The following is a 25,531-nucleotide window of genomic DNA, read 5'->3' on the forward strand; positions in this document are numbered from 1 at the left end:
TGACGGTCACTATCTGAATATACTGATATGACAGATTTCGAACCTAAGATCGTCGCATTTCTATGCAACTGGTGCTCCTATCGCGGGGCCGATCTGGCAGGCACCTCCAGGATCAAATGCGCCGCCAACGTACGCGCCATCCGCGTGATGTGCAGCGGCCGCGTAGAGCCCGCCTTCGTGCTGCGCGCCTTCGAGCTGGGTGCAGACGGCGTCCTGGTGCTGGGCTGCCATCCCGGCGATTGCCACTACTCGGAAGGCAACTATAAAGCTCTGCGGCGCATGGACCTGCTCAAGCGTACGCTCATACAGCTCGGCGTGGGCGAGGACAGGTTCCGCCTGGACTGGGTTTCCGCCTCCGAGGGCGACCGGTTCTCCCATATCGTTAACGAGATGACCGAAAAGGTGAGGGCGCTGGGACCTTTCAAGACGAAGGAGGGAGCGGTTGCCTAAGCTCAAGGTCGCGCTCTACTGGGCCGCCTCCTGCGGCGGTTGCGAGATAGCCACCCTGGCTATCGGAGATAAGATACTCAAGCTGGCCGAAGCCGCGGACATCGTATTCTGGCCGGTCGCCATCGACGCCAAATATAAGGATGTCGAGAATATGCCGGACGGCAGCATTGACGCCTGCCTGTTCAACGGCGCTATCCGTAACTCCGAGAACGAACACCTGGCCAAACTGCTGCGGCAGAAATCTAAGATATTAATCGCCTACGGCTCCTGCGCCTACGAGGGATGCATACCGGGGCTGGCCAATTTCTTCGACGCAAAATCGATACTGGAAAACACCTACATCGGTACCGCATCCAGCGACAACAGCGCCGAAATTATCCCTCAGACAAAGGTGCTCGTGCCCGAGGGCGAACTGGAGCTACCCGAGTTTTACAACACGGTCAAGACGCTGGCCCAGACGGTCGACGTGGACTATTTCGTGCCCGGCTGCCCTCCCGAGGAGAGCACCACCTGGATGGCGCTCGAGGCGCTGGTCAGCGGCAAACTGCCTCCCAGGGGCACGGTCATCGCCCCTGCGGCGACCGCCGTCTGCAACGACTGCCCCCGCGTCAAACACGAGAAAAAGATCAAGGCCTTTCACAGGCCTTATGAGATCATCCCCGAGCCGGATAAATGTCTGCTGGAACAGGGCCTGCTCTGCTGCGGCATGGGCACACGCGGCGGCTGCGGCGCCCCCTGCCCACAGGCCAACATGCCCTGCACCGGCTGCTACGGACCGGTGGAAGGGGTGCGCGACCAGGGCAGCCATATTCTGACAGCCTGGGCCTCCATCATCGACTCCAACGACGAGGACGAGATTAAAAAGATACTCGACGGCATAGTGGACCCGGCGGGCTACGCCTACCGCTACAGCCTGCCCGATTCTATGATGAAACGGGCGAGGACCCGGCCATGAGAAAGATCACCATCGATCCCATCACCAGGCTGGAAGGCCACGGCAAGATAACCATCTTCCTCAATGATGACGGCAGCGTGGCCAACGTCTACCTGCAGATACCCGAGCTGCGCGGCTTCGAGAAGTTCTGCGAAGGACGTCCCGTGGAGGAGATGCCTCAGATAACACAGCGTATCTGCGGCGTGTGCCCTGAAGCACACCATATGGCCGCCACCAAGGCGCTGGACGATATGTTCCAAACCGAGCCCACCAGCACGGCTAAAAAGATCCGTGAGCTGCTCTACAGCGCCTTCTACGTCACCGACCACACCACCCATTTCTACATATTGGCCGGCCCGGATTTCATCATGGGGCCGGACGCGCCCGTGGCGGAGCGCAACATACTCGGCGTGATCGCCAAGGTGGGCATGGAGCTGGCGGGACAGGTTCTCAATACACGCAAGGAGAACCACTGGATCATACAGGCCGTGGGCGGTCGCCAGATCCACCCCGTCTTCGGGCTGCCCGGCGGCGTGAGCAAACAGATATCGGAAGAGGACAGGGCAAAGATCGAGGAGATAGCCAGAAGGGATGTCGCCTTCGCCCAGCTATCGCTCAAAGTATTCGGGGACATCGTGCTCAAGAACAAGGCCTACGTGGACATGATAACCAGCGACGCCTTCACCAGCCGGACCTATTACATGGGTCTGGTCGACGATAAGAATAAGGTCAATTTCTACGACGGCAAGGTCAGGGTCGTCGACCCGGACGGCAAGGAGTTCGTCAAGTACTCGCCACGCGACTACCTGGAACACATCGCTGAGCACGTGGAGCCCTGGAGCTACACCAAGTTCCCCTTCCTCAAGAAGGTGGGATGGAAGGGCTTCGTGGACGGCAAGGACAGCGGCGTCTACTGCGCCACGCCGCTCTCCCGCCTCAATGCCGCCGACGGCATGGCCACACCGCTGGCGCAGGAGGAGTACGACAAAATGTACTCGACCCTGGGAGGCAAACCCGTTCATCACACGCTGGCCACGCACTGGGCGCGCCTGATCGAACTGCTTTACGCGGCCGAGAGGCTGCTTGAGCTTTCACAGGACAGGGAGATCACAGGGCCAAATATCAGGAACATCCCCGCTGCCAAGCCGACCGAGGGCGTGGGCATCGTGGAGGCGCCGCGCGGGACCCTCACCCATCATTACGTAGCTGACGAGAAGGGATGCATCAAGAAGTGCAACCTGATCGTGGGAACAACCAACAACCAGGCCGCCCTCTTTATATCCATCAAAAAAGCGGCCGAAAATTTGATTAAACCCGGCCGGGACATACCGGAATCGCTGCTCAACCAGATTGAGATGGCCTGGCGGCCGTACGATCCCTGCATGTCCTGCTCGACCCACACGCTGCCCGGCGCCATGCCCCTCGATATTACCGTGCTCGACGCCGGCGGCAACACGGTCAGACGTCTGACCCGATAATTTATTTTTTACCAGATTTAAATGTTGAACCGGTTTACTGTCTTTAACCGGTGTCTACATATGAACATATTTAAATATGCTGCATAACATTGAGCGCAGCAAACAAAAAATAACAGAAGGAGTTGTGTATGCAGAACCGGGTCATATCCAGGAAGGACCTGGCAGGCTTCGTCGATGACCTGATCAAGACGAAGGCTGCGGGTGAGGTCATCGGCATCAAGGCGCAGGGCAACAAGTTCAACTTCGGCCCGCTCATGGGCAGCGGCGAGCTCCGCCTTGACTACGACGTGTCGCTGCTGCCGCCCAAAAAATACTTCTTCCCGCAGATGGAAACGGTGCTGAAGTATGAGGTCGGCAAATCGCCCAGGGTCGAGCCGCTGGTGAGCGAGCAGGAGCTTTGCATCATAGGTGTGCACCCCTTCGACATCCAGGGCATCCTGCTCTTCGATGCCGTATACGGGGGCAAGGACCCCGATCCCAATTACTTCCTCAAGAGGAACAAGGCTATTATTATCGGTGTCGATTGCCTGGCGCCCAATCCCAAATCGTTTGCCGCCAGCATGGGTACCAGTGTCACGGACGAAGGCTTCGACCTGATGCTGACCGACCTGGGCGGCGACTACTTCGTCACGGTCGGTACCAGCCGGGGCGACAGCCTGATCGGCAAAGCCAAAACCAGGGACGCCACACCGGCTGACCTGGAGAAACGCGACAGAGTGCGCAAGGATGCCGAGAAAAAATACAAGATATCGCTGAAGATGAAGCCGAACGAGATACCGGGGCTGCTGGACGCCACCTGGGACAGCAAGATCTTCACGGACAAGGCAGCTACCTGCTTCAGCTGCGGCTCCTGCGTGATGGTCTGCCCCACCTGCGTCTGCTTCGATGTGCAGGATGAGATGTCGCTCAACCTCAAGGACGGCGAGCGCTACCGCCGCTGGGACGGCTGCATGCTGACCCAGTTCGCCAGCGTGGCCAGCGGGGAGAACTTCCGCGAGCACAAGGAACAGCGCTTCCGCCACCGAATGTACCGCAAGGGCAAGTACCTGGTGGAGAGATATAAATACCTTGGCTGCGTCGGCTGCGGCCGCTGCGCCATCGCCTGTCTGGCCGAGATCGCCAGCCCGGCTGAAACTTATAACCTGCTCAAGGAGGCCAAGTAAATGGTTATGCAGCTAACCGCCAAACAATCCATACACCTCCCGAGAACAGCCGAACTGATCAGGGTCGAGAAGCTGAGCGATAGGGAGAAGGTATTCGAGTTCAAATTCGAGGACGGCAAGGAGCTCGGCCAGCGGCCGGGCCAGTTCGTCGAGGTCTCCATCTTCGGCGTGGGCGAAGCCCCCATCTCGGTGACCTCCTCGCCCACACACAAAGGCTCATTCGAGCTGGCCGTCAGGGCCACGGGAAGCGTCACCGACAAGCTGCACACGCTGGAGAAGGGCGCGAAAGTGGGTATCAGGGGCCCCTTCGGCAATGGATTCCCTATCGAGACGCTCAAGGGCAAGGACATACTCTTCGTGGCCGGCGGCATTGGCCTCTTTCCCCTGCGCTCTCTGATCAACTACGTCATGGACAACCGCAAGGATTTCGGAGAGGTCAATACGCTCTTCGGCTGCCGCTCACCGCAGGAGAGGCTCTTCATCGGCCAGCTGGCCGAATGGGACAAGAGCAAGGACATGTGCTTCCTGGAGACGGTCGACCGCGTGCCGGACGACTCCTGGCAGGGCAATGTGGGCGTGATCACCACGCTCTTCCCCAAGATATCCTTTAACCCGGCCACGACCTACGCCATCGTGGTGGGGCCGCCCATCATGTATCGCTTCGTAATCGCCGAGTGCCTCAAGAAAGGCCTGGCCGACGACCACATAATCATGTCGCTGGAGCGCAGGATGAAGTGCGGCGTGGGCAAGTGCGGCCACTGCCAGATCAACGGGCTGTACTGCTGCCAGGAGGGGCCCGTCTTCACCTACGCCCAGGTAAAGTCTTTAAAGGAGGCAGTATAAATGAAACCCAGAGTAGCCTTTTTCGATTTCACGGGCTGCGAAGGTTGCCAGCTCGAGGTATTGAACTTCAACCTGGAGATCGTTGATCTCATCGGCGCGGTGGACATCGTCGAGTTCCGCGAGGCCAGCTCAGACCACTCCGACGATTACGACATCGCCTTCATCGAAGGCAGCCAGACCACCAAGCGGGACGTCGAGCGGCTGCAGAAGATCAGAGAGAAGGCCAAGATACTGGTGGCCCTGGGCGCCTGCTCCTGCACGGGCGGCGTCAACGCCCTCAAGAACCGCTTCTCCATGGAGGAGAATCTCAAGGTCGTTTACGGTGAATCGGCCAAATACTATGACACCATACCCACCAAACCCACCAGCGCCTACGTCAAAGTGGATGCATATTTGCCTGGCTGCCCCCCTAACCGCAACGAGGTCATCAGCCTGGTCAAGTGCCTGCTGACCGGCAAAAAGTTCGAGCAGTGCCACAATCCCGTCTGCGTGGAATGCAAGCTGGCCGAAAACATCTGCGCCTTCGAGCGCGGCGAGTTCTGCCTGGGACCCATCACCCGCGGCGGCTGCAACGCCGTTTGCGTCACCGCCGGACGAAAATGCTGGGGTTGCCGGGGTCCGGTGGACGAGCCCAACACCAATTCACAAAAAGACATTATGGCCAAATACGGTCTGACTATGGACGACATGCTACTGCAGTTCAAGCTCTTCAATGGAGCGCTGGAGGTTTCTAAATAATGGCTGTTAAAGAATTGAATTTCAAAGTTCATCACGTAGCCCGCGTCGAGGGGCACGGCAACATAATCGTCAACGCCAGAGACGGCAAGATCGAACAGTGTCTGTGGGAAATACCCGAATCGCCGCGCTTCTTCGAATCCATGCTGCGCGGGCTCAGCTACTCCGACGTCAACTTTATTGCGCCGCGCATCTGCGGCATCTGCGCCGTGGCGCACGCCACAGCATCCATCGAGGCGGTGGAGGCCGCCTTCGGCGTCAAGCTCAGCGAGCAGGCCTCTCTCATCCGCGAGCTGCTTTTCGATGCCGAAACCGTCACCAGCCACGTGCTGCATTTCTATTTCCTGATAGCGCCTGACTTCCTGGGCGTGGGCAGTGTTATTCCCCTGGCAACCACACATACCGACGTTGTACTAAGGGCGCTGCGCATGAAGAAAACGGCCAACAACTGGGCGGATATGCTCTGCGGACGCAAGACACATCCCATATCCATGGTGGCCGGCGGCTTCGTCAAACTGCCGGAGATCGAGCAGCTTAAATGGCTCAAGCAGACGCTCGAGGGCGAGTATATGAAGGACCTTGAGGCCAGTGTAGAGCTGTTCAAAACTCTCAAGTTCCCCGATTTCACGCGTGAGACCGAGTACATCGCGCTCCACAGGCCCGATAAATACAGCTTCATCGGAGGCGCCATCGGCTCCACCGACTGCAAGCCCATACCCATCAACGACTACCAGAAAGTGACCAACGAGTTCTGCGTGCCGCATTCGACAGCTAAATTTACCAAACACCTGCGCGATTCATACCAGGTGGGCGCGCTGGCGCGTTTCAACGTCAACCACACCAAGCTTCACCCCAAAGCAAAAAAGGTGGCCCAGACCTTCGGGCTCAAGGCGCCCTGCTATAATCCCTATTTCATCAGCGTGGCGCAGATTGTTGAAACGATGCACGCCGTCGAGAACAGCATCATCATCCTCGACAAACTACTGAGCAAAGGCATCAAGCCGGAGAAGCCGGAGGTCAAGCCCAGGGCCGGGCGCGGCGTGGGCGCTGTGGAGGCCCCCCGGGGCATCCTCTTCCACGACTACACCTTCGACGATGCGGGCAAGCTGATCGCCGCCAACATCATCATCCCCACCAACGAGAACCACAACAGCATCCAGCATGACTTCAACAAGCTGCTGCCGGAGATAATCGACCGTCCGCAGGACGAGATCAAGCTGGCTATGGAGATGCTGGTCAGGGCCTACGACCCCTGTATCTCCTGCTCCACGCATATGCTGGAAGTCAAATTCGTTTAACTGCCGATAATCCGGTTTTTGTAACAGAACAGGGGGAGTGCGCACTCCCCCTGTTCTCTATGCTATGACAGATAATTCCTGTATAATGAACTATATTCACGTCACCGAGAAGACGCTTTATGATAAGCGGTAAGCTTCTATATCGCCTGTCGGCCATCTTCCTGGCAGCACTTGCACTACTGCTATCCTCCGGCCAGCCGGTCAGTGCTGATACATTCGTAGGCCCCTCTGCGATCGTCATAGACGGGACATTCACTGACTGGCCCGCCTCACCGCCGCCCAATCCCGGATGCTACGAAATCCAGGATTTTTCAAATACCGGCATTTATGACGGCACCGGCTTCAGCAATACCGCTGCCGATATCAATTACTTCTGGAATGCCATGTCCACCCAGAACGGCGGAACCGACAACGCCAGTGCCGCAAACAAGATACAAAATATCTATTACCGCATCGATACTTTCACCAATAGTGTGATAAGACCACAACAGACTTACAATATCCAGTTAAACCTGGGGGCGGCGGCGGCGGGTTATGCGGACCACCTTTTGCAGATATCGGTGCTTGACACGGCTACTCCCAAGGTAAGGATCCTGCTTTCCCAGTACAACGCGCCTTATTACAGGATGGGCGCCTACACCAGCGGATCGCTGACAAGCCGTGTATGTAATATTGCCGGTTACGGCGGCGTCGTGGATGCCAGGGCGGTTGGGGCTTATGGCAAGTATGACGGAACAAATTACGGTATCGAGGTCAGCATACCCATTGACTGGTACGGCGCCGCCTACGGCGGGACTGTAAAAGATGATGGAACCGGTGCGAGCTTGATTCCACTAACCCTGTTCAGCTCGACCGGCAGTCTCGGATCGGTCGGCACGGTCAAGGATACTATCAACGATGCCAGGGGCGAGCTGCATTTCGCCATAGTAAATGCCATAACCGGCGATACAACCTACGTATTTCCACCATCTCTCACCGTCACCAAAGAAGGCCCGGATGAGGCCACCGTGGGCTCTTATATAACCTTCACCGGCACTCTGAGCAATGTCGGCTATATACGCGCCGAGAATGTGGTCATGGTGGATTACCTGCCGGCAGGATTGAATTTCATAAGCTCCAGCCACTCATCTGTCTATGACCCTGTGGCGCACACCGTCACCTGGAACCTTGGCAGCGTCGGAGGACTCACTTCGATGCCCGGCTGGATCACCGTCCAGGTGGATGGCGCCGTCCCCAACGGCACTCTTCTGACAAATACCTTTAGCATCACCTGGAAGGACGATATCGGCGCCGGCTACGGCCCTGCAACTGCTACCAAAGACGTCATTATCTATACTCACCCGACTTGTGCAATCAGCAAGTCCGGCCCGGCGACAGGCAACCCGGGAGGAACTCTCAGCTTCAGCATCGATGTAACCAACACCGGCGGCCTGCCTGCTCAGAATATAACTCTGGTGGATACCCTGCCGCCCGAATATGCCTATGTCAGCTCCAGCTATTCAGGGGTATACGATCCCGGTGCGCGCACGGTCACCTGGAACCTGGGATCACTGGCCTCCGGGGGCAATAGCATCATATCACTGACCGTGCAGGTTGATGGCGGAGTGGCCAACAATACCCCCCTGTCTAACAATGCGGCCGTCACCTGGCAGGATGCGGGCGGCACTACCTACGGCCCAGCCGGCACTTCCCTGACCAGCACCATTTACACCACACCCCAGCTAACCATTACCAAAGAAGGCCCTGACGAGGTAACCACCGGCTCCTATATCACTTTTTCCGGCTCGATAACCAATGCCGGCGGCACGGACGCCATAGACGCCGTGCTGGTCGACCAGCTGCCGGAAGGACTGACATTTGTAAGCTCCAGTTATTCAGCGGTTTATGATCCCATCGCACGCACGGTCACGTGGAATCTGGGCAATATCCCCAGCGGCATTTCCCTCTCGGGCTGGATCACCGTGCTGATAGACGAGTCCGTTTATCAGGGAAGTCACCTGGTAAACACCTTTTCAACAACCTGGAAGGACGCAGGAGGAGCAAGTTACGGACCTTCCACTGCCGACAAGGAATTCACCGTCTATACACGCCCGGTGTTATCAATTAACAAGATGGGGCCGGCGACGGGCACACCGGGCGGCTGGCTTACCTTCACCATCGATGTGACCAACTCCGGCGACCTGCCCGCCCAGAACGTCTCCCTGGTGGACGTCCTCTCGGATAAGTACACCTACGTCAGCTCCAACCCGCCTGCCACCCTTATCGGCGGCAATGTTATCTGGGACCTGGGCACAATCAACGCAGGCGGCGCCGCCGCCGTATCGGTTACCGTGCAGGTGGACGCCGCCGTAGCTAATGGCACCCCGCTGGGCAACTCGGCCATGGTTACATGGGAGAACAGCACAGGCAATAGCTACGGACCCGCCAGTTCCTCCCTGACCACCAACATCTACACTGCACCCCAGTTGACCATAACCAAGGAGGGTCCCAACGAGGCCGCTGTTGGCTCCTATATTACATTCAACGGCTCAATAACCAACATCGGCGGCACAACCGCCCAGAACGTGGTGCTGGTCGATTACCTGCCGGCAGGACTGACATTCGTCAGCTCCAGCCATTCAGCGGTCTATGACCCCGTCGCTCGCACCGTTACCTGGAACCTGGGAAGCATCGACGGCGGCGCTTCTACAAATGGCTGGATCACCGTCCAGGTGGATGGCGCCGTCCCCAACGGCTCGCACCGCATCAACGACTTATCGGTAACCTGGCAGGACGGCTCCGGCACAGGCTACGGGCCGGCCAGCGCCACCAAAGAGGTTATCTGCTATACCCACCCCACGCTCTCTATCAGCAAGTCTGGCCCTGCCGTCGGAAGCCCGGGCGGCCGATTAACCTTCACCATCGACGTGACCAACTTCGGCGGCCTGCCCGCACAGAACGTCACTCTGATGGATGCTCTTTCAGATAAGTACACCTACGTCAGCTCCAACCCGCCTGCCACCCTTATCGGCGGCAATGTTATCTGGGACCTGGGCACAATCAACGCAGGCGGCGCCGCCGCCGTATCGGTTACCGTGCAGGTGGACGCCGCCGTAGCTAACAATACACCACTGTCCAACGGCGCCATGGTTACCTGGTCGTATGGCGCCGATAGCTTCGGACCGGCCGGGACTTCCCTGACCACCACCATCTACACCACACCCCAGTTAACCGTCACCAAGGAAGGTCCCGACGAGGCCACTGTTGGCTCCTATATTACATTCAACGGCTCAATAACCAACATCGGCGGCACCACCGCCCAGAACGTGGTGCTGGTCGATTACCTGCCTACGGGACTGACATTCGTCAGCTCCAGCCATTCAGCGGTCTATGACCCCGTCGCACATACCGTCACCTGGAACCTGGGAAGCATTCCCAGCGGCGTTTCCCTGCCGGGCTCGCTGACCGTCCAGGTGGACGGCGCCGTCCCCAACGGCTCCCGCCGCATCAACGACTTCGCGGTAACCTGGCAGGACGGCTCCGGCAACAGCTACGGCCCCGCCAGCGCCACCAAGGAGGTCGTCTGCTATACTGGCCCCACGCTCTCCATCAGCAAGTCCGGCCCCGCGACGGGCACACCGGGCGGCCGGCTCACCTTCACCATCGATGTGACCAACTCCGGCGGCTTGAGCGCACAGAACGTCACCCTGATGGACCTCCTCTCGGATAAGTACACCTATGTCAGCTCCAATCCCCCCGGCGCACTCGTGGGCGGCAACGTCGTCTGGAACCTCGGCTCACTCAACGCGGGAGGCAACGACTCGATCTCCCTGACCGTGGAGGTGGGCGCCGCAGTGGCCAACGGTACGCCCCTGTCCAACGGCGCCATGGTTACCTGGCAGGACGGCTCCGGCAACAGCTACGGCCCCGCCAACAGCGCCCTGACCACCACCATCTACACTACTCCTCAGTTGACCATCACCAAGGAGGGACCCGACGAGGCCACCGTTGGTTCCTATATCACTTTCACCGGCACGATCACCAACGAAGGAGGCATGTCCGCCGAAAACGCGGTCCTGGTAGATTACCTGCCGACGGGACTGACATTCGTCAGCTCCAGCCATTCAGCGGTCTACGACCCCGTCGCACACACGGTCACCTGGAACCTGGGAAGCATCCCCAGCGGCGTTTCCCTGCCGGGCTGGATCACCGTCCAGGTGGACGCCGCTGTGGCCAACGGCTCCCGCCGCATCAACGACTTCGCGGTAACCTGGCAGGACGGCTCCGGCACAGGCTACGGGCCGGCCAGCGCCACCAAAGAGGTTATCTGCTATACCCACCCCACCCTCTCCATCAGCAAGTCCGGCCCTGAAACAGGAAGCCCCGGCGGCATACTCACCTTCACTATCGATGTGACCAACTCCGGCGGCCTCAGCGCCCAGAATGTCACCCTGGTGGATGCCCTCCCTGACAAGTATGCCTATGTTAGCTCCAACCCGCCGGGCATCTACGGCAGCGGTAATGTTGTCTGGAACCTGGGCACGCTCGCCTCAGGCGGCACCGCCTCGGTTTCCCTGACCGTGCAGGTGGACGCCGCTGTGGCCAACGATACACCGCTTTCCAACAGCGCCATGGTTACCTGGTCGTATGGCGCCGATAGCTTCGGACCAGCCGGCGCCTCCCTGACCACCACCATCTACACCACTCCTCATCTGACAGTTGCCAAATCCGGCACGGCCACAGCCAGCCCGGGCGATCAATGCACCTACACCATTACTTTAACCAATTCATCAGGAGGAAGTGCCCTCGATACCGAGCTCAAGGATTACGTTCCGACCGGTATGATCTATGTGAGCAGCAGCGATGGCGGTGCCTATGCCGCCGGCATAGTCACCTGGAACCTGGGAACCATCGCCCCGTCCGGATCGCGCTCGGTAACGGTTACTTTACAGGTCGATCCTCTTATCGCGGAGCAGACCGTGCTGGTCGATACGGCCGCTGCCACCTGGAAAGACAGCCTCACAAATGAATACGGACCTGCCGGCGGAAGCTTCACCACCACCGCATATCTTTTCCCTGTTCTCTCAATGGCCGTGAGCGGGCCGCCCACTGGGCAGTGCGGCACCAACCTGGTCTTCACACTATCCATTACCAATAATAGCTCAACCGTAGACGCCGGCAACGTAATCGCTCAGTATATACTTCCCTCCAGCTGCACTTATGTCGTCTCCAGCGACGGTGGGACCTATGCAGGCGGCGTGGTCACCTGGAATTTGGGCCCCCTTGCAGCCGCAAGTACGCGGCAGGTAACGGTGACCATCTCCTGCTGCGGCGCTCCCGCCGGCTCGGATATCATTTCCACCGGCCTTGCTGTCTGGCAGTACCCGGCAGGTAATATGCACGGGCCCGCATTTGATACTGCGAGGACACATATTCAACTATCGCCATCACCAACTCCACCACCACCACCAACTGAAGATGTTGCTCCGCCCTTACAGCAGCAGATTACCTCGCATTCATCCACGGTATCAAACACATATACCTGGACGTGGGAATCGAACACCATTAATTTATCCAACATTGTTGTACAATCGGCGTCTCTATCTTCATCAAGTACCGAGCCGGGAATTCCCGTGACAGTCTCAGCGCTGGTAACCAATAAAGGCAGGGTGAACGGCTCTACCGATGTTACGATTTATGTCAACGGAGAGCAGGACCAGAGCTACGGCGTCTCAGTTAACAGTGGAAAATCCACCAGGGTCGAGTTCGCAGTCAGCCGCGAAATGCCGGGTACTTATTCGGTGTACGTCAACGGTATGAGCGCGGGCAGCTTCAGCGTGAGCGACAACCTGGGCAACAATATCGTACTGGTACTTAGCTCCCTCTGCCTGCTGGCTGCGCTATTCATTGGAGTTTTAATGATACTGCGCCGCCGGCAAAACCCGTATTGACGGCAGCCGTCGATCTTCCATCCCCACCAGTCCCGACGACCCCGGATAACAATTAAGCTCAAAACATAATATAATTAGTCGCCTGAATTATTATTAACGCCTTCTGCTTCATGCTTGATTTAAACTTAATCTTCGTCGGCTTCATCATACTTGTCGCCCTGGCTTTTGATTTCACCAACGGCATGCACGATGCCGCCAACTCCATCGCCACAGTTGTCTCCACCCGCGTCCTCTCCCCCAGGCTGGCCGTGATCTGGGCCGCCTTCTTCAACTTCGCAGCGTTCCTGATCTTCGGCACGCTGGTGGCCGAGACCATCGGCAAGGGCATGATCGACGTCAGCTCCATCAACGAGACGGTCATACTGGCAGGTCTGCTGGGCGCGATAAGCTGGAATATGATCACCTGGTACTTCGGTCTGCCCAGCAGCTCCTCACACGCCCTGATCGGCGGCTACGCCGGCGCCGCCGTCGTAAAAAGCGGTTTCGGTGTGATCATACCCTCGGGCTGGTACATGACATTGATATTCATCATCCTGGCCCCGGCCATCGGGCTCGTTTTGGGATATGTATTGAAAGTATTGGCCTCCTGGATGCTGTGCAGGCAGCGTCCGGGCGTGGTCAACAGGTGGTCGCGCATTGCTCAACTGGTATCAGCCGCGCTCTACAGCCTGGGGCACGGCGGCAACGACGCGCAGAAGACCATGGGCGTCATCACCAGCCTGCTTCTGGCAGGGGGATTGCTCACAGAGTTCCATGTCCCGATCTGGGTGGTCCTGCTATCTTATGCCGCAATTGCGCTGGGCACATTGACGGGAGGCTGGCGCATAGTCAAGACCATGGGGCAAAAGATTACACGGCTGAGGCCGATAGACGGCTTCTGCGCCGAGACCGCCAGCGCCTTCTCCATTTTCCTGGCCACTTACCTGGGCGTACCGGTCAGCACCACTCATGTGATTACGGGAGCCGTCTCAGGCGTGGGCTCTGCCAACCGCTGGACAGCTGTCCACTGGGGCGTGACACTTCGCATCGTCTGGGCCTGGCTGCTGACCATACCCGGCGCAGCCATCATCGCCGCCCTGATCTATTTCCTGCTGCAATTTACTATGGGGCAGGCACTTTTCTAATAGACGATAGTTACCGACTGTTGCTTCTTTCCAAACGGGCGGACCTGAAGGTCCGCCCCTACAGCAGCCCGGCTTATGTACCGGCTACCTGTTGAGCCTGACGGAAATCAGCTTGTATATCTCGGCGACCACGACTATGGTCAGGGCGCTGGATATCGCCACCACCCAATCCTCCACAGTCAGCGAATAAGTGTTGAAAGCGCCCTGCAGCAAGGGAACGTAGACTACAAGTAAGAGCAGCGTCAGCTCCCAGCCTACGGCGGCCAGCAGCCACCTGTTCTGTTCAACGCCCAGGTTGAAGAGCGACCGCTCCAGCGAACGGCAATTGAATGCATTGAGGAACTGGATGATGATAAGGGTGACAAAACACAGGCTCTGCGCCTCCAGCAGGCTCTCGCCCCGGTTCAACGCCCATATGAAAACGAAGATGGAAGCCAGGCATGTCCAGACTCCCATAACAACCATGTAGCTCACCGTATTGCGCGTGAAAACGGTCTGGTTGCGCGGTCGCGGCTTCCTGAACATGACGTCTTTGGAGTAGGGGTCAACGGCCAGTGCCAGCGCCGGCAGGCCGTCGGTTGCCAGGTTGACGTAGAGAATCTGCACGGCGATCAGTGGCAGCGCTCCTCCGGGTATGCCCAGCAAAGGACCCAGCAATATGGCGGAGGCCATGAGCAGTATCTCACCGAGATTGCAGGAAAGCAGGAATACCAGATATTTCTTGATGTTGTCATAGATGGCCCGCCCTTCCTCCACCGCCGCCACAATTGAGGCGAAATTATCGTCGGTCAGAATCATATCGGCGGCTTCACGGGTAACGTCCGTGCCTTTGATTCCCATGGCTATGCCGATATCCGCTTTCTTGAGCGCCGGCGCATCGTTGACGCCGTCGCCTGTCATGGCCACCACATGTCCCTTGCGGGCCAGCGCCTCGACCACGCGCAGTTTATGCTCCGGCGAGACCCTGGCATAGACATCGACCTCCTCCGCCGTGCGGTTGAATTCTTCCTCGGACATCCCGTTTATCTCTTCGCCCGTCAGCGCCATTCCGCCCTTCATTATGCCCAGCTCGCCGGCGATGGTAACCGCCGTCAGCTTATGATCGCCCGTTATCATGATGGTCCTTATCCCGGCCTGGTCGCACACTGCGATGGACCCCTTGGCCTCCGAACGCGGCGGATCGATCATTCCACCCAGGCCGAGCAGCACCATTCCGCGGACCGTGAATTCCTCAGTATTGAACCCACCGGGCAGCCTCTTGTAAGCGGTGCCCAGCACCCTGAGCGCCTCGGCCGCCATTTGATGTATCTTGCCGTGAATCCGGGCCTTCTCATCCTCATTCAACCTGACCTCCCGTCCATCACGATAGATATATTCGCAGGCATTAAGGATAACCTCGGCTGCGCCGTTGGAATAGGCCACGACTCCATCGGGCTCCCTGTAGGCGACCACCATCCTCTTGGTCTCCGACGTGAATGGTATCTCGCCGACCAGCGGATTATCGTTGCCGGCCTGGTATTCAATCAGACCTGCCTTGGCCGCCGCCACCAGGAAGGCGCCCTCCGTGGGATCTCCCTTGATCCTCCAGCGATCGTCCTCCTGGTAAAGCTTGGCGTTGGCGCACAGGTTGGCCGCCTTTAAATACTTCTGCAGCACGGGATCGGCCGGGTCCAGCTTGCTGCCGTCCCTGTAAAATTCGCCCGTGGGCTCATAGCCTGTGCCGGTAACCTCGATAAATTGACCGTCCAGATAGATCTTTTTCATCGTCATCTGGTCCTCGGTCAGCGTGCCGGTCTTATCGGAGCAGATCACGGTGGTACATCCCAGCGTCTCTACCGCGGACAGCCGGCGCACCAGCGCGTGGCGTTTGACCATGCGCCTGACGCCCAGCGCCAGTGATATAGTCACCACGGCGGGCAGCGCCTCGGGGACCGCAGCCACAGCCAGGCTTACGCCCCAGATCAGCATCTCCAGCGGCGGATGCCCGCGCCAGATGCCCATGCCGGCCAGCACGGCGCACAGTATCAATGCGCCTATGGCTATATATTTACCTATGCTGTCCAGGTTGACCTGCAGGGGCGTCCTCTCCTCTCTGACCTCCTTCAGCATGCGGGCAATCTGGCCGAACTCGGTCCCGCTGCCGGTTTCAACCACCACGGCTTTGCCCCTGCCGTAGACAGCCACTGTTCCGGAAAATACCATATTTACCCTGTCGCCCAGGCCGGCATCGCCCTCGATCCGTCCGCTATTCTTCTCAATCGCATTGGATTCCCCGGTCAACGGCGCCTCGTTGGTCCTCAGGTTGACCTCCTCGATAATGCGGGCGTCGGCGGGCACCATATCGCCCATGGTCAGCAGGATAACATCGCCCGGCACCAGCTCCCTGGCGGGCACATCGGTCTCCACTCCACTCCGCAACACCGAGGCCAGCGGCGCCGCCATACGCTTGAGCGCCTGGATGGCGCGTCCCGCCCGGTATTCCTGGAAAAAGCCCAGGCCGGCAGCGAATAAAATAATAATGAAAATAACGATGGCGTCGGTGACCTCGCCCAGGAAGGCGGAGAGCGCAACTGCGACCAGCAGTATTATGATCAGAACGTTCTTGAATTGCTCCAGCAGCAGCCGCCACGGCGATACGCTGTCATCACCTTCCAGCTCATTGTACCCGTACTTCTCCAGCCTGGAGGCAACCTCTTCATGGCTCAGTCCGCCGCTGCTGGAATCCAACCTGGCCAGCGCTTCATCAGCAGACAGGTTATACCAGGGATCTCTCCTGTCAGAATTCATTTGCAGCTTCCTTTCGATATGTCGTCCGGCTCAACGCATAATTATAGCAGTTGCGAGTCACGCCGGGCATTTTGACATACCTGTGATTCTATGTTAATGTTTAATCCATGGTTAACTGCATAGCGTCCCGCTGGTTTTACGCCTATTATTATTTTACGCCCGGCCGACTGCCTGGGGGACGATGCAACATACCTGAATTTTAAATAACTGTAAGTAAGAATAGCAAGAAGGGCCCTCCAGGCGGAGGCCCTTCTTTTTTTACACAAAATTTCAGGGAGGTACACATACAATGATGATAATGAAACGCGACGCCACGGAAGAGGAGATCAAGAACGTGATCAGGCAGATCAAGGTTCACGGGCTCAAGGCGGATGTCTCGCGGGGGGATTTCAGGACGGTTATCGGCCTGGTGGGCGATGAGCGCAAGGTGCCCTTCGATAACTTCGCCATACTGCCCGGCGTCAAGGAGGTGGTCAAAATCGAAACCCCATACAAGCTGATCAGCAGGGAGTACGGGCGCGCAGCCGACGGCAGCGGCGGGCTGCGCCGCACCATCGATATAGGCAACATCCATATCGGCAACGGTGAACCTATCATCATGGCCGGGCCCTGCGCGGTGGAGAACAAAAAACAGCTCTTCATGATCGCAGAGAGCATCAAAAAAGCCGGCGCACACATCCTGAGGGGCGGGATATTCAAGCCCAGGAGCTCGGTCCACTCCTTCCAGGGAGTGGGCGGCAGCGACACCAAGAGCGCCGAGCAGGCGCTCAAATGGATGCGCGATGCAGGCAGGGAGTTCGGTCTGCCCGTCGTCACCGAGGTCAGGGGCGAGGACCATGTAGACCTGGCGGCTGAATATGTCGATATACTTCAGATCGGATCGCGCAACATGTACAACCAGGACCTGCTGGCCAAGGTCGGCAAGAAGAACAGGCCCATACTGCTCAAGCGGCATTTCGGCGCCGGCATTGAGGAGTTCCTCTCCTTCGCCGATTACATCGCCGCCGAGGGCAACAAGGACATCATCCTTTGCGAGCGAGGCATCGTGCCGGTAGGCAAGGGCAAGGAGTATACGCGTTACACTCTGGACCTTGCCGCAGTGCCGGTCATTAAAAAGGAGACTTACCTGCCCGTAATCATCGATCCCAGCCACAGCACGGGCCGTCGTGACCTCATATTCAGTATGAGCTGCGCGGCCGTAGCCGCCGGCGCCGACGGACTGATGATCGAGGTGCACTATAATCCTCAGGAGGCCATCGTCGACGGCCGCCAGACCATTACACCCGCCGAATTACAGGATATAATAAAGTCCTGCCGTGAGATCCACGGCATGGTATCAGCCAAATCCGGAAGCTGACAGGCGGTATCGAAGGTTGAGGACAGTAAGGATCAAGCCCGGCAGGGTAAGCTACGATGTGCGCATCGGCGGCGGCCTGCTTTACAATGCGGGCAGATGGGCCAGGGAACGGTTTGCAGGCGAGAAGGCTGTTATAATCAGCAATCCGGATGTCGACCGGTTGTACGGCGTCATGGTCAGGCAGGCACTGGAGAAAGAGGGCTTTAAAACCGTGACGCTGCTGGTGGCCGAGGGTGAGCAGCATAAATCACTCGACACCGCGGCCAGGCTCTACGGCGGAATGCAAAACGCCCGGGCGGAACGGTCCACTCCCGTGCTGGCGCTGGGAGGCGGCGTAATAGGCGACCTGGCGGGATTCGTGGCAGCCACCTACATGAGGGGCCTGCCCCTGGTGGCCCTGCCGACCACGCTGCTGGCCCAGGTGGACAGCAGTCTGGGGGGTAAAACGGCGGTGGACCACGGCCCGCTTAAAAACAATATCGGCGTGTTTCACCATCCCGAACTGGTCATCGCCGACACCTTCACTCTAAATAGTCTGCCGCCGAAAGAAGTCAGCAACGGACTGGCCGAGGTGATCAAGTACGGGATGATCCGCGACCGGCCCTTTTTCAGCCTGCTCGAGAAAAAAATGGCCGGCATCCGCGCCCTTGAAGACGACCTGCTGGAAGAAGTGGTCCAGCGTTGCGTGTATATCAAGGCGCGCATAGTGGAAAAAGATGAGCGCGACACCGGGCTGCGCAATATACTGAACTTCGGACACACCATAGGCCATGCCGTAGAGGCCGCATCCGATTTCAGGATAGGGCACGGCCAGGCCGTGGCTATAGGCATGGTCAAAGCCTCAGCCATCTCAAACCGGCTGGGTATATTCCCGTTTCGTGACCTGACCAGGCTGAAGGACCTGTTGCTGCAGGCGGGACTGCCTGTGCACATGCCCCGTCTGGATATGTCCAGGGTCCTGCAGGCTATTAATCGTGATAAAAAGGTGGTCGACGGCAAGACAAGGTTCATCCTGCCGCAAAGGATAGGACGCGTCTTCATTTCGAGCGATGTCAGCTTCGCCCTGGCCGTAGAAGTGCTGGAGAATGACAATGGATAAGCCCAGAATCTGCGCGGTGATCACCGACAGCGACACGGACGCCATCAAGAGAAATGAATCCCTGTCGGACCTGTTTGAGCTGCGCATGGACCTGGTTGGCGACGGCTGGCACAAACTGGTACCGCACCTGCATAAGCCCTGGATAGCTACCATGCGGGACATCTCGCACCGCGGAAAATTCGCCGGCAGCGAGGAGCAACTCGTTAACGAACTGATGCGGGCGGTCGAACTGGGCGCCGCCATCGTGGACATCGAGCTTGACTCTCCGGCGCTTAATGAGACGGTGAAACGCATAAAGGGCAACGCCAGATGCCTGATATCCTATCACAACTGGGATGAGACTCCCCCGCTGGAGCGACTATCTATCATCGTAAAACAGCAACTCGCCGCGGGCGCCGCTATCTGCAAAGTCGTGACCATGGCCAGAGATATCGATGACAACCCGTCGGTGCTCGAACTACCGGGCCGCTTCCCGGGGATCGATGTGATCTCCTTCGCCATGGGTCCGGCAGGTGCGCTCAGCCGCGTCCTCTCGCCTCTGGCGGGCGGCTATCTGACCTATGCCTCGATTGATAAGACCGGAGGCTCCGCCCCAGGGCAGCTGAGCGTGGAGCTCCTGCGCAGGATTTATGGGACGATGGCGTGATGGCGGATTTTGAATTGAACGGCAGCACAATGGTATGCGGCGTGATGGGTGATCCGCTGGAACACAGCGTCTCCCCCGCCATGCACAACGCCGCCTTTCGCAAGCTGGGGCTCAACTATGTTTATTTACCCTTCAGGGTGAGCAAAGAGAATCTGGCGGGCGCCGTCGAAGGCATCCGGGCGCTGCATATCGCAGGCATGAACGTTACGATACCTCATAAGGTGTCGATTATACCCCTGCTGGACGAGGTCGATGCGCTGGCGCAGCGCATCGGCGCAGTTAATGTGGTCCACAACAAAGACGGGAGACTATTGGGTTTCAATACCGACGCCGAGGGTTTCCTGCGCCTGCTGAAGGAGCAGGGCATAGAGGCGGGCAGAATGCATGCAGTCGTTATCGGCGCGGGTGGCGCCTCCAGGGCCGTCTGCTTCGCGCTGGCCTCTCTCGGCAGCAATGTTACCATCCTCAACCGGACCGTACAAAAAGCGCTGGACTGCGCGGCAGACATGGCGAAATATACGGGCCGTACATTCGCGGCGCTGGAGTTGAATCCGGACAACCTGGCCTCAGCGCTGGCAAAGGCCGACCTGGTGGTGAACGCCACCAGCCTGGGAATGGCCCCGCAGGCCGGCGAGAGCCCGGTCAACGGCAAACTGCTGGAGCGCAGGCATATCGTGGCGGATATCGTATATAATCCGGTCGTAACCAGGCTGCTCAGCGACGCGGAGAAAGCGGGGGCCAGGATTATAGGAGGGCTGGATATGCTGGGATGGCAGGGGGCGCTGTCCTTGGAAATATGGACCGGCTGCAGAGCGCCGGTCGATTTGATGCGCCGGGCGGCTGCCGAAGCGGTGAAACGCTATGAAAAGTAATATCGCTTTAATCGGCTTTATGGGGGCAGGCAAATCCGCGGTCGGCCGGGCGCTGGCGAAGGCCGCCGCAATGGATTTTATCGATCTCGATACCATCATCCAGCAAAAAGCAGGGAGGTCGATCTCCCAGATTTTTTCATATGACGGCGAAGCCGCCTTCCGGCGTATCGAGTCACAGGCGGTCAACGACGCCGCCGGCAGGGAAAACACGGTGATAGCCTGCGGAGGCGGGGTGGTTCTCGAGCAATCCAACGTCGAGGCGCTCAGGCGCAATGCGATTATAGTATATCTGCCGGCCGAGCCCTCCGTCCTGCTGCGGCGCGTATTAAACAACCCTGAACAGCGTCCCCTGCTGCAGGTCGTCGATCCCGCTTCGGCCATGGGCGGGCTGCTCAAACGCAGGTTGCCTTTGTACGAGGCGGCGGCCGATCTGACGATAGATACATCGGCGCTCGATATCGAGCGCGTGGTAGAAAAAATAATTTCGGAGCTAAGAACTTATGATTGTCACAATCTCCCGGAGCAGGCTTAGCGGCGGGATACCGGCTCCATCCTCCAAGAGCTACACACTGCGCGGCCTGATGTGCGCCGCGCTTTCGGACGGGTGGAGCGAGATCGAACGTCCGCTTTATGCCGACGACACCGACGCCGGTCGTGACGTGCTGCGTAAAATCGGGGTACTTATCAATGAAAAGGAAGGCTCCTGGCTGGTCAAAGGCAATAGCCTCCGCCAGCCTGATTCGGAGCTGTTCTGCCGCGATTCGGCCGGCACGCTGCGCTTTATGACAGCCATCTGCTCTCTTGTACCGGGCACCTGCCGGCTGACGGCGGGTTTGTCTCTATCGAGAAGGCCCATCGCTCCGCTGGTGGAGGCACTCAAGCTGCTGGGCGTGGACTGCACCACTGAGGGCAGCGCGGCGGTTACCATCCGGGGAGGCCGCTTAAAGGGCGGCACGGCCGGGCTGCCGGGGGACATCAGCTCGCAGCTTGTCTCAGCACTGCTTTTCATCGCGCCCAGGGCCGATGAGGGGATGAGCATAGAGCTGGCCCCGCCGGTGGAATCCAGGCCTTATATCGATATGACGATCGATTGCATGAAGAAGTACGGTGTCCGGGTGCAGCGCAGCCCTGATGATCTTAGATTCGAGATCAAGCCGCAGGCCTACAGGCCCGCACGCTACTGCGTGGAAGGGGACTGGTCGTCGGCCTCCTACCTGCTGGCGCTGGGCGCCGTGGCGGGCGACGTACAGGTGTCGAACCTGAACAGGTCGAGCTTGCAGGCCGACAGGGAGATACTGACCCTGCTCAAGCGCATAGGCGCCGATTTGCAGGCACGTGGCGACGGTGTGAGGGCCAGGAAGGCGAAACTGAAAGCCGTGAAGGCCGACCTGTCCGACTGCATCGATCTGCTGCCGACCATGGCGGTGCTGGCTGCCGCAGCGCAGGGAGAGAGCATCCTGAGCGGCATCAGCCGCGCCCGGCTGAAGGAGTCCGACAGGGTGGCTGCGGTAAAGGAGGGGTTACAGCGGATGGGCATACCTGTCAGGGAGGAGAGGGATACCTTGAGTATCACCGGCGCCGGGCCTGCCGGCTGCACGATCGATGCGAAAGGCGACCACAGGATAGCCATGGCCTTCAGCATACTGGGCGTGCTGGCCGGCAATACGGTCATAGAGGGCGCCGAGTGCGTGAACAAGACATATCCAGACTTCTGGGCCGGCTTGAAGAGCCTGGGAGGGGAGGTGGTTTTAAATGAGCAATAGCATCGGAATGCAGTTTGTTGTAACCAGCTTCGGGGAAAGCCACGGCAGGTGCGTGGGCGTGGTGATTGACGGCTGCCCGGCAGGCCTGCCCATCGGGCTGGATGAGATACAGGCCGAGGTAGATCGCCGCAAACCGCAGAGCAGCGCCGGCGGCACGGGGCGCAGAGAAGAGGACAGGGTGGAAGCCCTCTCGGGCATATTTAACGGCAGGTCGACGGGTGCGCCCATCTGCCTGCTGGCCTGGAATAAAGACGCCGACTCCAGTGCCTATAAAGATATCATCTCCACACCCAGGCCGGGCCATGCCGATTATACGGCCTTTCTCAAATACGGCAAATACAACGATTTCCGCGGCGGCGGCAGGTTCTCCGGCCGTATCACAGCCGGATTCGTCATGGCGGGCGCGATAGCCAGGAAGCTGCTTGCGCTACACGGTATCGAGATAATCGCCCACACCGTGCAGATCGGTGATATCAAGGCCGACCCGCACCTCTCGCATATCACAAGACGCATCATAGATAAGACCCCGGTGAGATGCGTTGACCCTGTGGCGGCAAAAAAAATGATGGCCGTGATTAAGGCCGTTCAGAAGGAGGCCGACAGCATCGGCGGCACGGTGGAGGCGCTGGCGCTCAACGTGCCCGGCGGGCTGGGGGAGCCGGTCTTCGACACACTGGAGGGCGAACTTTCCAGGGCTTTCTTCGCCATACCCGCCGCCAGGGGCGTCGAATTCGGCGCCGGTTTCAGCGCGGCATCAATGAAGGGATCGCAACACAACGACCTCTTCAGCGTAAAAAACAAGAAAATAGTCACTCTTACCAACCATGCAGGCGGGGTATCGGGCGGATTGAGCAACGGTATGCCCATTATCGCCAGAATAGTCTTCAAACCCACTGCGTCTATCGGTAAAAGCCAGAAGACCGTCAGTCTGAAAACAGGCCGGACGGTCGATCTATCCGTCAAAGGCCGGCACGATAGTTGCATCGTGCCGAGGGCGGTGCCCGTGGTTGAAGCCATGATGTCGCTGGTTCTGTGCGACTTCGCCTTGCGGGCCGGCCATATAGGGAGAATAATCTCATGAGCCTGGATGATTTGAGAAAAGACATCGACAGCATCGATTCAAGTATAGTTAAGCTGTTGTCCCGGCGGTTGATGGCAGCCCGCAAGATAGGAGATTTCAAGAGAAAAGGACGCGGACTGATCCAGGATGCCGCCCGCGAAAAGGCGGTATTGGAGCACGTCAGACGGCTGGCAAAAAAAGAGGGCGTCAATCCGGAAGATGTAGAACGGCTCTACCGCCAGATTATCGCTGCATCGAGGAGCGTACAGGGAACAGAGGTCGCCTTCCAGGGACAGGACGGCGCCTACAGCCAGGAGGCGGCCTTCGACTTCTTCGGCAATTCCGTGCTGACGCGCCCCTGCGAGACGCTGGACGAGGTATTCAAGCTGGTGCAGGAAGGCGGCGTGCCCTGCGGGATAGTGCCGGTTGAGAACTCTCAGGAAGGCAGCATCAGCCGCTCCTACGACCTGCTGCTGGACGCGGACGTGATGGTCTGCGGGGAGACGCTGATCAGGGTCTCGCACTGCCTGATCTCCAACCGCGGCGTTTCTCCATCGTCCATTAAAAGGATCTACTCCCACCCGCAGGCCCTGGCGCAATGCCAGGCCTACCTGCGGTACCTGGGCTGCGAGATCATACCGGCCTACGATACGGCGGGCAGCGTGAAAATGATAAAAGAGAAGAAGATCATGGACGGGGCGGCCATCGCCGGCGCCCGTTCCGCACAGATTTACGATATGAAAATACTGGACCGCGAGATCGAAGATAATCCCCGCAATACCACCCGGTTCTTCGTTCTCGGCCGCTCAGATGCGCCGCCTTCAGGCCACGACAAGACCTCCATCGTCTTTTTGCTCAAGCACAAACCGGGCACGCTGTACCAGGCGCTGGGGGAGTTCGCCAAAAGGCGGATCAACCTGACCAAAATAGAGTCGCGTCCCACCCGCCAGAAACCCTGGGAATATAATTTCTACCTGGATTTCGAGGGCCACCGCAGCGATGGCGCAGTGCAGCAGACGCTGATACAATTGGAGGATATCTCCCTCTTCCTCAAGGTGCTGGGATCCTATCCAAAGGCCAGACAGACATGAGCGCTAAAGTTACGAAGATCTGCGTCATAGGCGGATACGGGAAGATGGGCAGGTGGCTTGCGCGCTTTCTGAAGGGAGAGGGCCTGCAGGTCACGATAGCAGGCCGCAGCCTGCAGAAGCTCGAGGAGGCGGCCCGGGAACTGGGCTGCCGGGCTGCGCCCCTGGAGCAGGCCGTGAAACAGGCCGAGGCTATAGTAATTTCTGTTCCTATCGGCAGCTTCGAGGCCGTGGTGCGCCAGCTGGCGCCGCACACAAGGCCCGGGCAATACGTATTCGATATCGCCTCCGTCAAACAACGCCCGGTTGAGATAATGCATAAGTATTTAAGCGGATGCCGCATACTGGGCACACACCCCATGTTCGGCCCGGGCGCCGCATCGTTGCAGGGGCAACGCTTCGTATTTACACCTGTCGGAGATGAGGAAGAATCTCTGGCAGCGCAGCTGCGCCGGCAGCTCGAAAGCAGGGGCGCCAGAATAGCAGTTATGAGCCCCACCCGGCACGACGAACTGATGGGCATGGTGCTGGGCCTGCCCCATTTCATCGCCCTCGTATCGGCGGATACACTGCTAAGCCTGAAAAGCCTGAAGCAGGCAGGCGAAGTCAGCGGCACCAGCTTCCGCCTGCTGCTGACACTGGCAGAGGCCGTCCTTTCCGAGGATCCCGATTTCTATTCCTCACTACAGATGAGCCTGCCGGATATGGCCGACATAGAGCAGCTTTTCCGGGAGAAGACGGACCTCTGGCTTAAACTGGTGCGTGAACAGGATGGAGAGCATTTCTCAGAGAGGATGCGTTATCTTCGCAAGCAGTTCGAGCGTGAAGATCCGGATTTCTCAGCCGCCTATAAAAATTTATACAGACTGGCTGACTAATCCAAACATATATGATATATTAGAAT

19 protein-coding genes are annotated in these 25,531 nt (G+C 58.5%); 18 read left to right on the plus strand and 1 reads right to left on the minus strand.

The genetic code is table 11. The features are described 5' to 3' along the window. The first annotated feature begins 27 nt into the window (after nucleotides 1–27). From WC359_05440 to WC359_05480, 9 genes are all read left to right on the plus strand, one after another. Nucleotides 28–450, plus strand: a complete 423-nt coding sequence (locus WC359_05440) for a hydrogenase iron-sulfur subunit (protein MFA5399858.1) — start codon at nucleotides 28–30, stop codon at nucleotides 448–450. Beyond that, the gene (locus WC359_05445) at nucleotides 443–1,405 is read left to right on the plus strand and encodes an oxidoreductase (protein ID MFA5399859.1); all 963 of its coding nucleotides are present in this window, start codon (nucleotides 443–445) and stop codon (nucleotides 1,403–1,405) included. The genes WC359_05440 and WC359_05445 overlap by 8 nt, the downstream gene beginning before the upstream one ends. Continuing rightward, nucleotides 1,402–2,862 carry a Ni/Fe hydrogenase subunit alpha gene (locus WC359_05450; GenBank protein MFA5399860.1) on the plus strand — a complete coding sequence of 487 codons (1,461 nt, stop codon included), beginning with the start codon at nucleotides 1,402–1,404 and terminating at the stop codon, nucleotides 2,860–2,862. The genes WC359_05445 and WC359_05450 overlap by 4 nt, the downstream gene beginning before the upstream one ends. A gap of 128 nt (nucleotides 2,863–2,990) precedes the next feature. Next, a complete protein-coding gene (locus WC359_05455; protein ID MFA5399861.1) occupies nucleotides 2,991–4,025 on the plus strand; it encodes a 4Fe-4S dicluster domain-containing protein in 1,035 nt (344 codons plus the stop codon). Beyond that, complete coding sequence (locus tag WC359_05460; protein MFA5399862.1) at nucleotides 4,026–4,868, plus strand: FAD/NAD(P)-binding protein; 843 nt, start codon at nucleotides 4,026–4,028, stop codon at nucleotides 4,866–4,868. Further along, nucleotides 4,869–5,606 (plus strand): NADH:ubiquinone oxidoreductase, encoded by a 738-nt coding sequence (locus WC359_05465; GenBank protein MFA5399863.1) that lies wholly within the window; start codon nucleotides 4,869–4,871, stop codon nucleotides 5,604–5,606. Further along, on the plus strand, nucleotides 5,606–6,901 hold the full coding sequence (locus WC359_05470) for a Ni/Fe hydrogenase subunit alpha (GenBank protein ID MFA5399864.1): 1,296 nt from the start codon (nucleotides 5,606–5,608) through the stop codon (nucleotides 6,899–6,901). The genes WC359_05465 and WC359_05470 overlap by 1 nt, the downstream gene beginning before the upstream one ends. Before the next feature lie 119 nt (nucleotides 6,902–7,020). Then, nucleotides 7,021–12,831 (plus strand): hypothetical protein, encoded by a 5,811-nt coding sequence (locus tag WC359_05475; protein ID MFA5399865.1) that lies wholly within the window; start codon nucleotides 7,021–7,023, stop codon nucleotides 12,829–12,831. A gap of 110 nt (nucleotides 12,832–12,941) precedes the next feature. Further along, nucleotides 12,942–13,955 carry an inorganic phosphate transporter gene (locus WC359_05480; GenBank protein MFA5399866.1) on the plus strand — a complete coding sequence of 338 codons (1,014 nt, stop codon included), beginning with the start codon at nucleotides 12,942–12,944 and terminating at the stop codon, nucleotides 13,953–13,955. A gap of 84 nt (nucleotides 13,956–14,039) precedes the next feature. Here WC359_05480 and WC359_05485 read toward each other — a convergent pair whose 3' ends face one another. Continuing rightward, on the minus strand, nucleotides 14,040–16,742 hold the full coding sequence (locus WC359_05485) for a cation-translocating P-type ATPase (protein ID MFA5399867.1): 2,703 nt from the start codon (nucleotides 16,740–16,742) through the stop codon (nucleotides 14,040–14,042). 289 nt (nucleotides 16,743–17,031) lie between these two features. Between WC359_05485 and aroF the strand changes: the two genes are divergently transcribed. From aroF to WC359_05530, 9 genes are read left to right on the plus strand one after another with little or no spacing between them, the layout of a single operon-like run. Continuing rightward, a complete protein-coding gene (gene aroF / locus WC359_05490) occupies nucleotides 17,032–18,099 on the plus strand; it encodes a 3-deoxy-7-phosphoheptulonate synthase (protein ID MFA5399868.1) in 1,068 nt (355 codons plus the stop codon). A gap of 16 nt (nucleotides 18,100–18,115) precedes the next feature. Continuing rightward, a complete protein-coding gene (aroB, locus tag WC359_05495) occupies nucleotides 18,116–19,198 on the plus strand; it encodes a 3-dehydroquinate synthase (GenBank protein MFA5399869.1) in 1,083 nt (360 codons plus the stop codon). Further along, nucleotides 19,191–19,844 (plus strand): type I 3-dehydroquinate dehydratase, encoded by a 654-nt coding sequence (locus WC359_05500; GenBank protein MFA5399870.1) that lies wholly within the window; start codon nucleotides 19,191–19,193, stop codon nucleotides 19,842–19,844. The genes aroB and WC359_05500 overlap by 8 nt, the downstream gene beginning before the upstream one ends. Continuing rightward, entirely contained in the window at nucleotides 19,844–20,716 is an 873-nt protein-coding gene (locus WC359_05505) for a shikimate dehydrogenase (GenBank protein ID MFA5399871.1), read from the plus strand. Before WC359_05500 ends, WC359_05505 begins: the two co-directional genes overlap by 1 nt. Then, nucleotides 20,706–21,248, plus strand: coding sequence for a shikimate kinase (locus WC359_05510; GenBank protein MFA5399872.1), 543 nt, complete (start codon nucleotides 20,706–20,708; stop codon nucleotides 21,246–21,248). The genes WC359_05505 and WC359_05510 overlap by 11 nt, the downstream gene beginning before the upstream one ends. Continuing rightward, nucleotides 21,217–22,479 carry a 3-phosphoshikimate 1-carboxyvinyltransferase gene (gene aroA, locus WC359_05515; protein MFA5399873.1) on the plus strand — a complete coding sequence of 421 codons (1,263 nt, stop codon included), beginning with the start codon at nucleotides 21,217–21,219 and terminating at the stop codon, nucleotides 22,477–22,479. The genes WC359_05510 and aroA overlap by 32 nt, the downstream gene beginning before the upstream one ends. Continuing rightward, the gene (gene aroC / locus WC359_05520) at nucleotides 22,469–23,560 is read left to right on the plus strand and encodes a chorismate synthase (protein ID MFA5399874.1); all 1,092 of its coding nucleotides are present in this window, start codon (nucleotides 22,469–22,471) and stop codon (nucleotides 23,558–23,560) included. Before aroA ends, aroC begins: the two co-directional genes overlap by 11 nt. Further along, nucleotides 23,557–24,630, plus strand: coding sequence for a prephenate dehydratase (gene pheA, locus WC359_05525; protein MFA5399875.1), 1,074 nt, complete (start codon nucleotides 23,557–23,559; stop codon nucleotides 24,628–24,630). Before aroC ends, pheA begins: the two co-directional genes overlap by 4 nt. Continuing rightward, nucleotides 24,627–25,505, plus strand: coding sequence for a prephenate dehydrogenase (locus WC359_05530; protein MFA5399876.1), 879 nt, complete (start codon nucleotides 24,627–24,629; stop codon nucleotides 25,503–25,505). The genes pheA and WC359_05530 overlap by 4 nt, the downstream gene beginning before the upstream one ends. Nucleotides 25,506–25,531 lie beyond the last annotated feature (26 nt).

It is taken from the genome of Dehalococcoidia bacterium, assembly GCA_041653995.1.
Classification (GTDB): Bacteria; Chloroflexota; Dehalococcoidia; order GIF9; family UBA5629; genus CAIMUM01.